The 14132-nt window shown below is 70.5% G+C and carries 15 protein-coding genes and 1 riboswitch; of the genes, 10 read left to right on the top strand and 5 right to left on the bottom strand.

The features are described 5' to 3' along the window. Positions 1–33: 33 nt before the first annotated feature. Together QRN16_RS14945 and QRN16_RS14940 are read left to right on the top strand one after the other, a co-directional pair. Positions 34–297 carry a DUF2530 domain-containing protein gene (locus tag QRN16_RS14945; protein WP_051612979.1) on the top strand — a complete coding sequence of 88 codons (264 nt, stop codon included), beginning with the start codon at positions 34–36 and terminating at the stop codon, positions 295–297. A gap of 139 nt (positions 298–436) precedes the next feature. Further along, a complete protein-coding gene (locus QRN16_RS14940) occupies positions 437–571 on the top strand; it encodes a hypothetical protein (RefSeq protein WP_261769702.1) in 135 nt (44 codons plus the stop codon). Here the strand turns inward: QRN16_RS14940 and QRN16_RS14935 are convergent. From QRN16_RS14935 to QRN16_RS14925, 3 genes are all read right to left on the bottom strand, one after another. Next, positions 549–1100: a phosphatase PAP2 family protein gene (locus QRN16_RS14935; RefSeq protein WP_027504228.1), complete on the bottom strand. Its 552-nt coding sequence runs from the start codon at positions 1098–1100 to the stop codon at positions 549–551. The genes QRN16_RS14940 and QRN16_RS14935 overlap by 23 nt on opposite strands. Continuing rightward, positions 1097–3688 carry a sacsin N-terminal ATP-binding-like domain-containing protein gene (locus QRN16_RS14930; protein WP_285187865.1) on the bottom strand — a complete coding sequence of 864 codons (2592 nt, stop codon included), beginning with the start codon at positions 3686–3688 and terminating at the stop codon, positions 1097–1099. Before QRN16_RS14930 ends, QRN16_RS14935 begins: the two co-directional genes overlap by 4 nt. Before the next feature lie 125 nt (positions 3689–3813). Beyond that, complete coding sequence (locus QRN16_RS14925) at positions 3814–4641, bottom strand: DUF3027 domain-containing protein (RefSeq protein ID WP_056447505.1); 828 nt, start codon at positions 4639–4641, stop codon at positions 3814–3816. A 52-nt stretch (positions 4642–4693) separates the two neighbouring features. Between QRN16_RS14925 and QRN16_RS14920 the strand changes: the two genes are divergently transcribed. The 3 genes from QRN16_RS14920 to QRN16_RS14910 all read left to right on the top strand — a co-directional run bounded on the left by QRN16_RS14920 (position 4694) and on the right by QRN16_RS14910 (position 7782). Beyond that, positions 4694–5527, top strand: a complete 834-nt coding sequence (locus QRN16_RS14920; RefSeq protein ID WP_285187863.1) for a glutaminyl-peptide cyclotransferase — start codon at positions 4694–4696, stop codon at positions 5525–5527. Between the two features lie 69 nt (positions 5528–5596). Continuing rightward, complete coding sequence (locus QRN16_RS14915) at positions 5597–7276, top strand: MFS transporter (protein WP_285187861.1); 1680 nt, start codon at positions 5597–5599, stop codon at positions 7274–7276. Continuing rightward, complete coding sequence (locus tag QRN16_RS14910) at positions 7273–7782, top strand: DUF2771 domain-containing protein (protein ID WP_027504232.1); 510 nt, start codon at positions 7273–7275, stop codon at positions 7780–7782. Before QRN16_RS14915 ends, QRN16_RS14910 begins: the two co-directional genes overlap by 4 nt. Before the next feature lie 81 nt (positions 7783–7863). On the opposite strand, the gene QRN16_RS14905 is transcribed toward QRN16_RS14910, so the two are convergent. Beyond that, on the bottom strand, positions 7864–8283 hold the full coding sequence (locus QRN16_RS14905) for a cold-shock protein (protein WP_027504234.1): 420 nt from the start codon (positions 8281–8283) through the stop codon (positions 7864–7866). 247 nt (positions 8284–8530) lie between these two features. Between QRN16_RS14905 and QRN16_RS14900 the strand changes: the two genes are divergently transcribed. The 4 genes from QRN16_RS14900 (at position 8531) to QRN16_RS14885 (ending at position 11520) form a co-directional block, all read left to right on the top strand. Then, on the top strand, positions 8531–8749 hold the full coding sequence (locus QRN16_RS14900; protein WP_027504235.1) for a hypothetical protein: 219 nt from the start codon (positions 8531–8533) through the stop codon (positions 8747–8749). Positions 8750–8776: 27 nt separating this feature from the next. Beyond that, positions 8777–9175 (top strand): YccF domain-containing protein, encoded by a 399-nt coding sequence (locus QRN16_RS14895; protein ID WP_056446832.1) that lies wholly within the window; start codon positions 8777–8779, stop codon positions 9173–9175. Positions 9176–9264: 89 nt separating this feature from the next. Next, positions 9265–10551: a glycosyltransferase 87 family protein gene (locus QRN16_RS14890; protein WP_285187857.1), complete on the top strand. Its 1287-nt coding sequence runs from the start codon at positions 9265–9267 to the stop codon at positions 10549–10551. 166 nt (positions 10552–10717) lie between these two features. After that, positions 10718–10924, top strand: a riboswitch (cyclic di-AMP (ydaO/yuaA leader). A gap of 8 nt (positions 10925–10932) precedes the next feature. Continuing rightward, positions 10933–11520 (top strand): transglycosylase family protein, encoded by a 588-nt coding sequence (locus tag QRN16_RS14885; protein ID WP_027504237.1) that lies wholly within the window; start codon positions 10933–10935, stop codon positions 11518–11520. A gap of 58 nt (positions 11521–11578) precedes the next feature. Here QRN16_RS14885 and QRN16_RS14880 read toward each other — a convergent pair whose 3' ends face one another. After that, positions 11579–11770 (bottom strand): hypothetical protein, encoded by a 192-nt coding sequence (locus QRN16_RS14880; RefSeq protein ID WP_027504238.1) that lies wholly within the window; start codon positions 11768–11770, stop codon positions 11579–11581. 72 nt (positions 11771–11842) lie between these two features. Between QRN16_RS14880 and QRN16_RS14875 the strand changes: the two genes are divergently transcribed. Continuing rightward, positions 11843–14128: a helicase-associated domain-containing protein gene (locus QRN16_RS14875; RefSeq protein WP_285187854.1), complete on the top strand. Its 2286-nt coding sequence runs from the start codon at positions 11843–11845 to the stop codon at positions 14126–14128. Positions 14129–14132: the final 4 nt, after the last annotated feature.

Here is a 14132-nt window from a genome sequence, read left to right as displayed (position 1 = left end):
GACCCGGTGAGGGGCGCGGGTAGCGTCGGCGCCGTGCGCCCCACCCCCGCCACCCCGCCCGGACTGCCACCGCGCGTGACCGATCCCGCTCCGGTGCTCGCTGCCGGGACGCTGCTGTTCCTCGTCGCTGCCGTCCTGTGCTCGGTGGTCGACTCCTTCTCGGGCGCAGTCGCGGTCTGCTGGACGGGAACCGCTCTGGGCGCGTTGGGGTTCGGACTGTTCGCACTGCAACGCCGAGCTGCTCGCCGCGGCCGACGCACGGCCCAGAAGGGGCTCGTGCACCCGCCCGAGGTGTGACCCGGGCGACAGGTTCCGGGCGCGAAAACCCCCTCTGACGTGCTGGAACTCACCCTCCTCGAGGTTGAGTAACACGGACGTAACGTGGAGAATAGGTTATGTCAGTTCAGCTACTCGAGCAACGTCCGGAGAGATAGAAGTGAAGTACGTCGAAAGTTTCCTCAACCGCCGCCGCCACGTTCGGGCACTGCGTGATCTCTACGCACGCGCGAACAACGTGGGCAGCCCCGCGATGCGTGACGAGCTTCTCGTCATCGCCCAGCGCGACCGCTGAGTCGCGACACCACCGCGATACCCGCGACACCGACCAGGGCCCCCAGGAGCCAGCCGACGACGACGTCGCTGAGCCAGTGCGCCCCGAGGTAGACGCGGGAGAACCCGATGAGCAGCGTTGCCGCCGTGACCACGGCGGCCGCTGCTCTCGTTCGTTTCCGGGCACTGTCGAACGCGCCGAGCGCGACCAGCAGCGTGATCACCGCCGCCGCGAAGGTCGCCGACACCATGGCGTGACCGGACGGGAACGAGTAGGTCGAGATGTCGACGAGGCGCTCGGGCACCGGCGGCCGGGTCCGGCGGATCGCGTACTTGAGAGCGTTCATGACGAGCCATCCGGTGAACACCGTGGCCACGAGGCCCGGCCCGAGATGGCGGTGCCCCCGGCGCACCAGGATCAGCGCGACCACCACCGTCACGAGTGCGACGCCCGCGGTGTTGCCCACCGTGGTGATCACGGTCATGGCGTCCGTCAGGGCCGCGCTCCGGTGATCCACCATCCAGTCGAGGACATCACGGTCCGCGCTCACGGCAGCACCGTCCGTGACACGTGCGTCTCGCCGTCGTCGGTGACCCAGAAGGGCACCGCTCGCTCCACTCGCACGGTGCCGCGACACCGCACCACCAGGTCGTCGTGCAGGACGACGACGTCCGGGACCGGCCACGACGAGATCGCGCGTGCGGCCGCGAGGGCGGGATGGGTGTCCACCGTCGCCCGCTCCCCCACCGACACGATCTCGACGCTCAGCGCCGTCGACGCCGTCTCCACGTCGAGGAGATCCGCGAGGGTGTCGGCGGACGCCGTCGACCCGAGCACGACTCGGTCGGCGGGTAGCAGGGCGATCCACCGCGGGTGATCGAGGACGACCACCGCGGCGGGATCGGCCACGCTGCCGGCGAGAGTGCGTACCGCCACGGGCGGATCGATGTCGCGTAGATCCACCCGCCCGGCGTCCACCGCCTCGGCGAGGAGCGTGTGGACCCGGATCGCCACCGCGGGAGACACCACACGATCGGGATCGGCCGCCGCGGCGAGCAGATCGGCCGCCGTGTCGGCGTCGTCGATCGCGGGACCCGCCAGCGCCGCGGCGAACTCGGCGGCGCGGGGATGGTCGACGGGGTCCAGCAGTCCACGCAGGGAGTCGTCGCCGGGCAGACGGAGCAACCCCAGCGGTGTCTCGTTCACCCGCGCGTGACGACGCAGCCACCAGGCGGTGTAGCCGGTCCGGTCCCGCACCGCCGCGGCCGTCACCGGATCGTCGACGATCTGGGTGAGCGCGTCCGCCCAGCGCGCCTCGTCCACCAGATCGAGATCACGCACGGCGACCAGGGTGCCGGGCTCACCGGAGAGACTGTCCCACCACGCCTCCTCGTCGTCGAGATCGTGATCGGGACCCGCGGGGGTCTCGTCCACCACGACGCCGAAGCCGTGACCCACGCCCACCACCCGCAGGGCGTCCGCGCCGTACCGGTCGACGACGGACCGATCCACCACGCCGAACGGGCTGTCCCGCTGCAACACTCGCCGTAACGGCGAGTCCGGCAACAGCAGTTCGTCCGCCGCCCGCATCTCGCCGTCCGACGAGAGCAACGGCAACGACCCGACGGAGCCGATCCTCGTCCCGCCGCCGACGGCTGCCGCGAGGGTCAGCACGTCGTGCACCAGTTCCTCCGGCACGTCGTCCGGATCCTCGAGCATCGCTGCCAACGCGGGGTCGGCGAGCAGGTCGGCCGGGCGAGCGGTCCGCGCTCCCGCGCGGCGGAGCAACGGATGGGCGGCGTCCGGGTGCACCACACGAGCCCACCCGACCGAGCCGAGACGGTCGCCGTCCACCAGCACCACCGTGCGGGGACCCGTGACGGTGCGGCCGTCCGTCAGCGGAACCGGCAGCGCCGCACACTCGTCGACGTCCGCCGAGTCGTGCACGATGTCGGTCAGTGCGTCGTACAGGCGGTGCCACCAGATCGGCGGTCGCGACACCCCCGACAGGCTCTCGACGATGCCCGCGAGCCCGAGCCGACGCACACCGACCGCCGCCAGAGCCGTCGCCGACGCGCGATCCGATGCCTCGGGTGCCACCAGACCCGGCACGACGTCCACGAGGAGATCGGCCAATTCGGCCGAGATAGAGTCCACCACCGCGGCATTCGCGGGACGTACCGCCCGGCCCGCCGCCGTCGGGACCCACGCGGTCGACTCCAGGTCGCGGACCAGCGCCGCGCGGACCGCCTCGTCGACCTCGGACGCCGGCAGTCCCGGACGCGGTACCGCGGCGGCCCGATGAGACGCCGGCAGGTCGGCGACCAGTGCCGCGTATCCGGTCGCCACGACCGAGAGGTCAGCGCCCGGAAGGACCCGTCGACGGTCGGGCTGGAGGGGGACGTCCGCGATCAGGAGCAGCGGAATCGTCAGCACCTCATCGGATCTGGTGGGCGCACGCAGCACGTCCCGCGTCAGTGGCGCGGGCGAGTCCGGCGTGAGACCGTCGTCCTCGAGCGGCAGAAACCAGCGTGCGGTCGCCGCGTCGCCGCGCCACCATCGTCGGCCGCCGACCCGCACGTCCGTCCACGCTCCCGGGCCCGACGACACCTCACGCACGAGTTCGGTCCCGTCGACGGAGATCGACTGCAGCGCATCGAGTTCGAGCATCAGATCGATCGACTCACGGGCGGCCGCGGTCAGCACTTCGGCGACGTCCACGACGCCGTGCAGCACGACCTCGGTGTCCCAACCCGGGGTCGGCACGTCGTCCGACGCCCACGGCAATCGGAGAACGGGAACGCCCTGCTCCGGCTCACTGAGCCCACGCGCGGCGATCGCTCGGCGCGTCCTCGATCCGTCGAAGACGATCGAGCCCGACGTGGATCGGATCTCGATACGCTCGGACAACGCACGGACGGCGGTGAACCCGACTCCGTATCGCCCGACGGACGTGGCGTGCTCGGAAGTCTTGTCGGACGCTCGCAGCGCGGACAGCGCCTGCACCCCGGTGACCGACAGCGGCACACCGACATTCGCGACGTGCAGCGCGTCGCCGACGGACCACACCGCCAGGCGACCGGGAACGTCGGCGCGGGAGGCGGCGTCGGCGGCGTTCTGCGCCAGCTCCGTGATCACGCGATCGCGGTAGCCCCCCAGCACCAGATCGGCCTCCGTGGCCGCATCCTCCCGCAGTCGGGTGGGCGACGACGACCAGGCCGCGAGAACGGACTCGCGCAGTGCCTCCGTCCCGAAGGGGTCGGTCAGAGGGTCGACGACGACTCCGTGATGTCGGTGACCGCCTCGGTGTCCCGGGGCTCGGTGTTCTGGGGCTCGGTGTTCTCGGTCGGCGTGGTCTCCAGGGCACCGTCGTCGTAGGCCGCGTACGCGGGCGATCCGGCGCCGGTCGGTCCCTCGGTGTCCGAGTGCGCACCGCAGCCGTACGCCGCGTGCACCACGTGTCCGTCCGCGGCCAACTCGTTTCCGCACACGCCGAACGCAGCGCTCAGCGAACCCTGCAGAGCGAGATAGAAACCACACGTGACGCACGTGCCCGGCGCCGCCTTGGCCATCGGGGAATCGGGACCGAAGTCGCTCTCGGCCCACCGCTCGGCGGCCTCGAGCCGACCCTCGCGGCTCATGACCTGCTTGCGACCGAGACCGAGTTCGAGGGCGACGTCGTCGACGGCGGGATCGCCGGTGGCCAGGTACCCCGGCACCAGTCGGACGTCCTCGTGGCGTGGCGGCAGCAGGTCACCCGGAGCCAGATCGCCGGGACGGATGCGCTCGTCCCACGGAACCCACGTCGGCGCCACCAGGGCGTCCGGACCGGGAAGCAGGGCGAGTTCGCTGACGGTGACGGTCTCGGAGCCGGGGGGCGCTGCGACGACGACCGCCCACTGCCAGCCGCCGTATCCGGGCAGGTCGGCCGCGAAGCGGTGGATCGCAGAGGCCTCATCGACGGCCTCGACCCCGAGGTGGGCTCCGACCGGGCCTTCGCCCGACTCCACGACGGCGGCCTGCGCCACGGACACGGCGTCGGCGAGGAGCGGGGGGATCTCGGTCACGACAGGGGCACTCACACCCCCTATTTTGCAGCATCGGCTCGCGTCGTGCGCCCACCGGGCCTGACAGGATGGCCGTATGCGTTCGGGTCTCTTGCGTTCAGGTTCGGGAGTCGGCCGCGCGATCGGGTCCGGAACCGTCGCCGCCGCGGTGGTGCTCGGTGGATGCGCGCCGGACCCCGCACCGCCGGCCGCGGACGTGCCCCGCTTCGGCGTCGAGATCGTCGGCACGTCGCCGCACGACACCGACGCCTTCACCCAGGGTCTCGAGATCGACGGTGACCGATTGCTCGAGGGGACGGGCCGCGAGGGCCGCTCCCGCGTCACGGCGTCCGATCGGGAGACGGGCGACGTGCTCGCGGAGGTGGACCTTCCCGCACCGCTGTTCGGCGAGGGCATCACCGTCGCCGGCGACACGGTGTGGCAGCTGACCTGGCAGGACGGGATCGCGGTGGCCCGAGATCGCGAGACTCTGCTGGAGCGGCGACGCGTCGACTACGACGGCGAGGGCTGGGGTCTGTGCCTCGACGAGTCGAGTGCGGGATCGAGCGGCCGCCTCGTGATGAGCGACGGCACCGACACCCTCACCTTCCGAGATCCGGTCACCTTCGAGCCCACCGGCAGCGTGCGCGTGACTCGGGGCGAGCGGCCGGTGACGTCGATCAACGAGCTGGAGTGCACCGCGGACGGGATCTACGCCAACATCTGGAAGACCGACGACATCGTGCGGATCGATCCGTCGACCGGCGCCGTGACGGCGATCGTCGACGCCTCGCCGTTGCGTGCCGCACTCGAGGACACGTCCGGAATCGACGTCCTCAACGGCATCGCGGCCGTCCCCGGCACGTCCCGCTTCCTCGTGACCGGCAAATTGTGGCCCACTCTGTTCGAGGTCGAGTTCCGACCACGGTGACCGAGGGACGCCGCCCCCGCCGAGCGAGTCGCCCACACTCCCCGACCCGAGGTGGGGGACAATGACGGGGTGACAGGTCCCGACGATCCGCGCCCCGGTTCGCGACATCCGGGATGGGACAACTACTCGCCGTCCGAGCGACTCCCACCCCGTCGATCGCCGCTGCCTCCGCTGCATCCACCGACGGCCGGACCGGGCGAGACGATCCCGGGCGACCCGACCACGGCGCCCGACCCGACGACACGCATGCCGAACCAGGACACCGGTCCCCGCCGTCCCCGCGTACCGCGCAAACTGACGGTCACCCGCGTCGCGGCGATGCGTGGTCGTGAGATCACGGGCAAGGGCATCGCGACGTTCCGACGCGCCGCCACCGCCGACGGAGCCGACAAGTCCGGTCTCACGGCGCTCACCTACGCGACGATGGCCAACTTCGCCTCGGACGCGGCGATGGCGGTGGCGCTGGCCAACACGCTGTTCTTCTCCGCCGCGACGGGCGAGGACAAGACCAAGGTCGCCCTGTATCTGCTCATCACCATCGCCCCGTTCGCGATCATCGCGCCCCTGATCGGCCCCATGCTCGACCGCCTGCAGCAGGGTCGCCGCATCGCGCTGGCCACCTCGTTCGTCCTGCGTGCCGTCCTCGCCGTGGTGCTGGTCTTCAATTTCGACACCTGGCTCCTCTATCCCGCCGCGCTCGGGATGATGGTGCTGAGCAAGTCGTTCTCGGTGCTCAAGTCAGCCGTCACCCCTCGGGTGCTGCCACCGGACATCGACCTCGTCCGGGTGAACTCCCGCCTGACCGTGTTCGGGTTGCTGGGCGGCACCATCTCGGCGGGAGCGGTCGCGGGTGCCATCGCGTTCGCACTGGGTTCCGCCGGGGCACTGTGGTTCACGTTCGCCGTGACGGTGTTCGGCGCGTATCTCTCCATGCGCATCCCGTCCTGGGTGGAGGTCACCGAGGGTGAGGTGCCCGCGACGCTCGGGTACCACGCCGAGGCGACCACCGGCGCGATCGGCATCGTCCCGGCGCCCAGCAAACGCCGGCAGCCCCTCGGCCGCGACGTCCTCACCGGACTGTGGGGCAACGGCACCATCCGCGTGCTCACCGGCTTCCTCACGCTGTACGTCGCGTTCGTGGCGAAGTCCCGCACCGAGCACGAGCCACTCCAGCAGGCACTCATGTTGGCGTTGGTGGGCGCGGCGGCCGGTCTCGGCAACTTCGGCGGCAACGCCGCCGGCGCCCGGGTGAAGCTCGGTCGCCCGTCGGTGCTGGTGGTGCGCTGCACCGCGGCCGTCACTGCGGTCGCGATCGTCGCGGCTCTGACGAACAGCCTGCTGACTGCCGCGCTCGCGGCTCTCGTCGCGTCGGGCGCGAGCGCGCTGGCGAAGGTGTCGCTCGACGCGTCGTTGCAGAACGACCTGCCTCCCGAGTCGATCGCGTCCGGCTTCGGGCGCAGCGAGACGGTGCTGCAGCTGAGCTGGGTCATCGGCGGCACGTTCGGCGTGCTGCTCCCCACCGAGTACTGGCTGGGTTTCACCGTGGTGTCGGTGGTCCTTACGATCGGCCTGGTGCAGACATTCGTGACCCACCGGGGCGGCTCGCTGCTTCCCGGCTTCGGCGGCAAGAGACCGGTACGAGCGGACCAGGAGGTGGCGGGCAGCGAACTGCGCCACGCCACCGGCCGAATTCCCCGAGTGGATCAGGACGCGGGCCGCGCACCCGCGGGCGAGGACGCTCCCCGATGACGACACGCAAGATCCTGTACGGACTGTCCGCACTGGTCGCCGTCGTCGGCGTCGCCTTCGTGCTGGTGGTCGGCAAGGCGATCCTCGACGCCCCCGAGGAGTCCCCGCGGGTGTCCGCGTACGCCGACGGCCGGTACGAGGAAGTGGAACCGTTCCGGTACTGCCCGGTGCAGGAGCCGCTCTGCGACTACGAGGGCACGACCGCGACGATGCCCGTGCGCGAGGGCCATCCGCTGCAGTTGTCCCTGCCGGGCGCCATCTCGGAGAACCCGTGGGGCTTCGCCAGCGTCTACGGAGACCCGGACTCCGGCGACGTCGTGGAAGCAGACGAGTACTTCGCCCCCGGGACTCGGAACACGCTCACCGTGCCGCCGGTGAACGAGGACGGACTCGTGCTCATCGGCGTCGAGGTGCGCCTGCCGTCCGGTGTCATCGACGTCGACACCGACCAGGAGGAGATCGTCAGCCACGCCATCTGGTCGATCGCCACCACGACGGCCCTCTAGGACACTGCGGGCTCGCGTGACGGATTCACCACCCAGTTCGAGCACTGGCGCACGCACGGCCGCTGGGAGTGAGCGCCCGGGTCAGCTGTCCAGTTCGCGGGCGACGGCCCGGACCACCTCGGAGATCTTCTGGGCGGTCTTGCGGTCGGGGTACTTGCCCTTGCGCAACTCTGGCTGCACGGTGGCCTCCAGAAGCGTGATCATGTCCTCGACCATGCCGTGCAACTCGTCGGGCGTGTGCTTGCGAGCGGTCGGCTGATCGCGGCGGGCGGCGGCACCCGCCTGACGCAGTGAGGGCGCCGGGTCGAGAACCTTCAGCGACAACGCCTGGGGTCCGCGGCGCCCGGCGGCCATGCCGAACTCGACGCGCTGGCCGGCCTTCAGGCCCTCGACTCCCTGCGGGAGCGCGGACGACCGGACGTACACGTCCTCACCCTCGTCCTGCGAGAGGAATCCGAAACCCTTGTCGACGTCGTACCACTTCACCTTGCCGGTCGGCACCGATCTCACCCATTCGTCTCGTTGATCGCGTCACATGAATAATCGCGCCCGTTGCCGCCGCCCATGACGGGCCCTGGCGCTCGGGACGCGATGAGTCGATGGTACTCCGCTGCGCGAACGACGAGCACCTCGATATCGCGGGGCAGGCGCCGGGTAGGCCGGAGGCCGGTCGGGTCGTCAGGCCGGGTAGGCCGGAGGCCGGTCGGGTCGTCAGGCCGGGAAGGCCGGAGAGATAGTGTGCTCTCTCGTGACCGACTCCCCCCGTACCGGAACCCCGGCGCTCCTGGTCGCTGCCCTCGTCTGTTTCGGGTTGGGCCTCCTGGCGATCGTCGTCATGTTCGTGACGCTGCTCGTCTGGGACGATCCGCCCGGACTGTGGATCTACCTCTCGGCGATGCTGTGCCCGCTGGGGTTCCTGCTCGGTCTGATCCACGCGCTGCGGTCGGGCCGCCGAGCCCGGCGCTGACACGGCGGAACCGGGCATACTGGTCGCATGCGCCTGCTGCTGAACGTCATCTGGTTGATCTTCGGCGGCCTGTGGCTCGCTCTCGGCTACTTCGTGGCAGGCATCGTCTGCTGCATTCTCATCGTCACCATCCCGTTCGGTATCGCGGCGTTCCGCATCGGGGTGTACGCCCTGTGGCCCTTCGGCCGGACCGTGGTGGACAAGCCCACGGCGGGCGTCGCCTCGGTGATCGGCAACGTGATCTGGATCGTCGTGGCAGGGATCTGGCTGGCCATCGGGCACATCCTCACCGCGATCGCCATGGCGATCACCATCATCGGGATCCCGCTGGCGTTGGCGAACCTCAAGCTGATCCCGGTGTCGCTCATGCCGCTGGGCAAGGACATCGTCGACTCGGACGCACCGTTCGTGGCCACGCGCTACTGACGTCGGGGCGCGCACTCAACAGAACGAACGGTTCCTTCTCGGCGTGGCCCGAGGGGTGATACACGTCGGATCGGTCTACCATCCTGTGCGTGATACTGAAGAAATCCGATGACCGCACCTTCGGATCACACAGGATCTTCGTCGCCCTCACCGTGATCGGTGCCGCCGTGGCGCTCGTCGCGCACGATCGGCTCATCCCGTTCGACGTCCCCAAGTTCGGGTTGTTCCGGTTCGGCATCGACGCTCTCGTGTACCGCGCCGGCGGAGCGACGGTGCTCGACTCGTCCCCGCTGTACGCCCACGATCTGGTCGGCGAACTCCCCTTCACGTATCCCCCGTTCGCCGCGCTGGTGTTCGCACCTCTCGGGGCGATGTCCACCGCGACGACCAACATCGTCTTCTGGCTCGGGAACATCGCGCTGCTCTATCTGATCGTCCGGTCCTGCTGGATGATCCTCGGCTTCCGCGACGACCGCAGTCTCCGCATCGTCAGCGCCGCACTGTCCATCGTCTTCACGTGGCTCGAACCGGTGCGCATGACCATCTGGCTCGGTCAGATCAATCTCGTGCTCCTGGCGCTGGTGCTGTGGGACCTGTCGCGGCCCGAGGGCAGCCGGCTCCGCGGCATCGGGGTCGGCATCGCCACCGGCATCAAGATGACTCCCGGACTGTTCCTCGTCCACCTCGCGCTGACACGGCAGTGGCGGGCACTGGTCGTCGGCGTCGTCACCGCCGCGGCGACCGTGGTGCTCGGCTTCGTCGTGCTCTTCTCCGACGCGGTCACCTACTGGTTCGGCGCCATCTCCGACTCGTCCCGGATCGGCGACATCTCGTCCGGCGCGAACCAGTCGCTACGCGCGTCGATACCGAGGTGGTTCGGCATGACCGAGGCGCCGACGCTGCTCTGGATCGTCATCGCCGGAGCCGTCTGCGTGGCCGGCCTTCTCGTGGGCGCCGCGGCGCACCGCCGGGGGTTGCCGCTCCTCGGCTTGATCGTCATCGGCCTGACAGCGCCTCTGGTGTCCCCGTTCTCCTGGGGTCACCACTGGGTGTGGCTCCTGCCGCTGGTCATCGTCTGCATGGACGTCGCACTGCGTGCCTCGAACCCGCTCGCCTGGCTCCTGCCGCTCGTCGCGAGCCTGCCGCAGATCGCCTGGTTCTGGGTGGCGCCCGGTGACGTCTACGCGATCGGCACCTTCATGCTCCCGCCGTCGAACCGACTCGAGGGTGTGGTGCTGCAGACCGTCTACCCGACCACGGGTGTCCTGGTGCTCGTCGTCGTGGCTGTGATCCTGCGCACATGTGACGTCGGACACATAACGAAGCGGTCACGAACGGGTGACGAGACGGTGGTCAGCGCGCCTTCGCCGTCCTAGCTGCGACGACCCGTTCGAACACCTCACAACGGCGGCGCGACGCGCGCACCAGGGGAAGTTATCGAACAGTGACATGTGTGCCCGTTTCGTAATACTGTCCATCACGGCCGGAAGTTCGGCCGACGTCCGGCCCGCCGCGCCAAACCTCGTCCCGCGGGTACCGGACATCCCTCACAGACATGATCAGGGACGAGGGCGGGGGACCCACACGTCCTTCGTAGATATCCGGCCGGCTCTCGCGGCGCCCCACCGGGCACCGAGCAGTCGACCTAGGGGTGAAGCCTCTCCGCTCCAGCCAGGAGCGCACCGAGGCCGGGCTACCTCTCAGCCCGAATCCGACAGCTGACCTCGCAGGCGCGTGTGGAGAGGATTTCTACCCTTATGAGCGGACGTCATCGCAAGCCGAGCACCACGGGCAAGACCGTCGCCAAGGTCGCCGTCACCGGCGCACTGGTCGGCACCGCAGGTCTCGCATTCAGCGGCACGGCCAACGCAGCCCCCGATTCCGACTGGGACCGTCTCTCGCAGTGCGAGGCCGGCGGCAACTGGGGCATCAACACCGGTAACGGTTTCCAGGGCGGCCTGCAGTTCTCGCCGAGCACCTGGACCGGACACGGCGGCGGAGAGTTCGCGGCCACCGCGAACCAGGCCAGCCGTGAAGAGCAGATCGTCGTCGCCGAGCGCGTGCTCGAGTCGCAGGGCTGGGGCGCCTGGCCGTCCTGCTCCTCGCAGCTCGGACTGAGCAGCGGCCCGACGCAGCGCGACGCACCGGCGACCACGGCGCCCACCGCACCGGCACTCCCCGATCTGACGAGCATCCCGTCGACCGAGCAGGCCGTGCAGGGACTCACCCAGGTCGTCCAGAACTTCACCAACGATCCGGCGATCCTGGGCTTCGTCCAGGCCGCCACCGCAGATCCGCAGGTGGCGAGCTTCATCGCAGCGAACCAGGATCTCCTGCCCCGCTGACCCACTCCACGAGAAAGGCCCCCACCGACTGGTGGGGGCCTTTCTCGTGTCTCGCGCGTCAGCGGTTGATGACCGTGTGGGGATGCGCGTAGGGCAGCGAGTCCACCGGCAGCGGGAACTCCGTCTCCTCACCGAACGGGGACAGGTTTCCGGCGCGCGCCGACATCAGTTCGGTGACGGGATGATCGTCGTCGTCCGCACTGTGCGGCCAGCCCGGGTCGACATATCGCTTCTTCTCTGAGTTCGCCATGGTTCATTTCACCATTCGGAGTAGCGCCTCTGCCAGTCCAGGTCCCTGGACCGGTCTCTACGCTTGACCTCGATGACCGACAACGAGGGCACGCCGGCGGACACACTCACCGAGTGGTTGTCCGCGCGCAGCGACGACGAACTGGCCGAACTGCTGCGGCTCCGCCCCGACCTGACCATCCCGCCGCCGCCCACACTCGAGGTTCTGGCGGGCCGGTCCGAGCAACGCGCCTCGGTGCTGCGCGCGGCCGAGGACCTGGACACCACGTGCCTGACCGTCGTGGAGCTGCTCGCGCACGAGGGCGCCGACACCGCCCCGGTCGCCCGCGCCCGACTCGACGAGATCGTCGGCCGCCGAGCGACGAAGAAGGCGGTCGACGCGGCACTGTCGGTGCTGCGTGCGCGTGCGCTGGTGCGCGGCACGACGTCGCTCACCCTGGTCGCGGCCGCACGCGACGCCGTGCCGTGGCGGGTCGGACGGTTCTTCGACGTCGACGCCTCTCTCACCGCCGAGGTGGTCGGTGCGAAGCTCGCGGAGATCGACGACCGCAGCCGTGAGCTGCTCACCACGCTGACCCGCTCGTCGTCGATCGGCCGGACGCGCGACGCCGCACCCGGTACGCCCGCGGATCGGCCCGTCCAGCGCCTGCTCGCCGCCGGGCTGCTCACCTGGCTCGACGACAACACGGTCGAACTGCCGCCGCAGGTCTCGCAGGTACTCCGCGGCGAGCCCGTCACCGATCCGGTGTCGCTGGCCCCACCGGCGGCGTCGACCACCGCTGTCGGGGTGGCGGACGTCGACGCGGCCGCCGCCGGGGAGGCCCTCGAGCTGCTGCGGCACTGCGAGGACATCGTCGACTCGCTCTCCCGCACGCCCGCGCCCGCACTCAAGGCGGGGGGACTCGGCGTCCGGGAGATCCGACGCATCGCAAAGGCAGCCGATCTCGACGAGGCGCGGGTCGGCCTGCTGGTCGAGGTCCTGGCGGGCGCCGGACTCATCACGGTGGGGCTGCCCGATCCGGGACCTCTCACCGACATCGACGACATGTGGACGCCCACCCCCGCCGTCGACGCATGGGTCACCGCATCGCCGGCACAGCGCTGGGCCACCCTGGCCGGTGCCTGGCTGGATCTGCCCAGGGTGCCGTGGTTGATCGGCATGCGCGACGCCAACGACAAGCCGATCGCCGCACTGTCCGACGAGGCCCGCTCGGCCGCCGCGCCCCGAGACCGGCGGATCGTGCTGGGCGTGATCGCCGATCTCGCCTCGGGAAAGGCCCTCGCCACCGAGGACGTCGTCCGCATCGCCACCTGGCGCAGGCCACGCCTCGCCGCTCGCCTGGGCGTCGGCCCGGTCTCCCGCTACCTGGCCGAGGCCGGCGCTCTCGGGGTCGTCGGCCGCGGAGCACTGTCCACCCCCGGACGCGCACTGATCGGTGATCCGTCCTCGGCCGCGGCGGCGATGCACCGCGTCCTGCCCGACCCCATCGACCACGTTCTGGTCCAGGCCGACCTGACCGTCGTCGCCCCCGGGCCGTTGACTCCCGAGCTCGCGCAGCGGATGGCGACGGTCGCGGACATCGAGTCGGCGGGCGCCGCGACGATGTACCGCATCGACGAGCGGACGCTGCGACGTGCTCTGGACGGCGGCACCACCGCCGCGGAGCTCCATGCCCTCTTCGCCACCCACTCTCGGACGCCCGTCCCGCAGTCGCTGACCTACCTCATCGACGACGTCGCCCGCCGCCACGGACGCCTGCGTGCCGGGGTGGCATCGTCCTTCGTCCGCTGCGAGGATCCCGCACTGCTCGCGGAGGTGCTCTCCTCCCCCGCCGCCGAGGCCCTCGCGTTGCGGGCACTGGCCCCGACCGTCGCGATCTCGCAGGCGCCGCTGGCCGACGTGCTGGCCGGGCTGCGCGCCGCCGGGTTCGCACCCGCGGGCGAGGACTCCTCCGGCACCATCGTCGACGTCCGCGATCGCGGTGCGCGCGTCGTCCCCCGTCGCGGTCGCTCGCCCTACCGCACGCCCGCCGTCCCCACGGACGAGCAACTGGGGCGCCTCGTCTCGGAGATGCGGGCCGGCACCCGAGCCGGAGAGGTGCGCCGAACCGAGCGTGAACGGGTGCGGTCCGACGGCACCCGTGCGTCCGGCGCCGCGACGATCGCGCTTCTCCAGCGCGCCGCGTTGTCCCGCTCACCGATCAGCATCGGTTACGTGGACGCTGCCGGTGTCTCGAGCAACCGTGTCGTCGAACCGGTGACCGTCGGCGGCGGCCAACTCGACGCGTGGGACCCCGACGCCGGTGTCATGCGTCACTTCACGTTGCACCGCATCACGTCGGTGGCCCTGCTCGCCTGAACCG

The sequence above is a fragment of the Rhodococcus sp. MEB041 genome, assembly GCF_030208955.1.
GTDB lineage: Bacteria > Actinomycetota > Actinomycetes > Mycobacteriales > Mycobacteriaceae > Rhodococcoides.
Note: the sequence above shows the minus strand (reverse complement) of the source record. Positions and strands in the feature narration are given on the sequence as shown.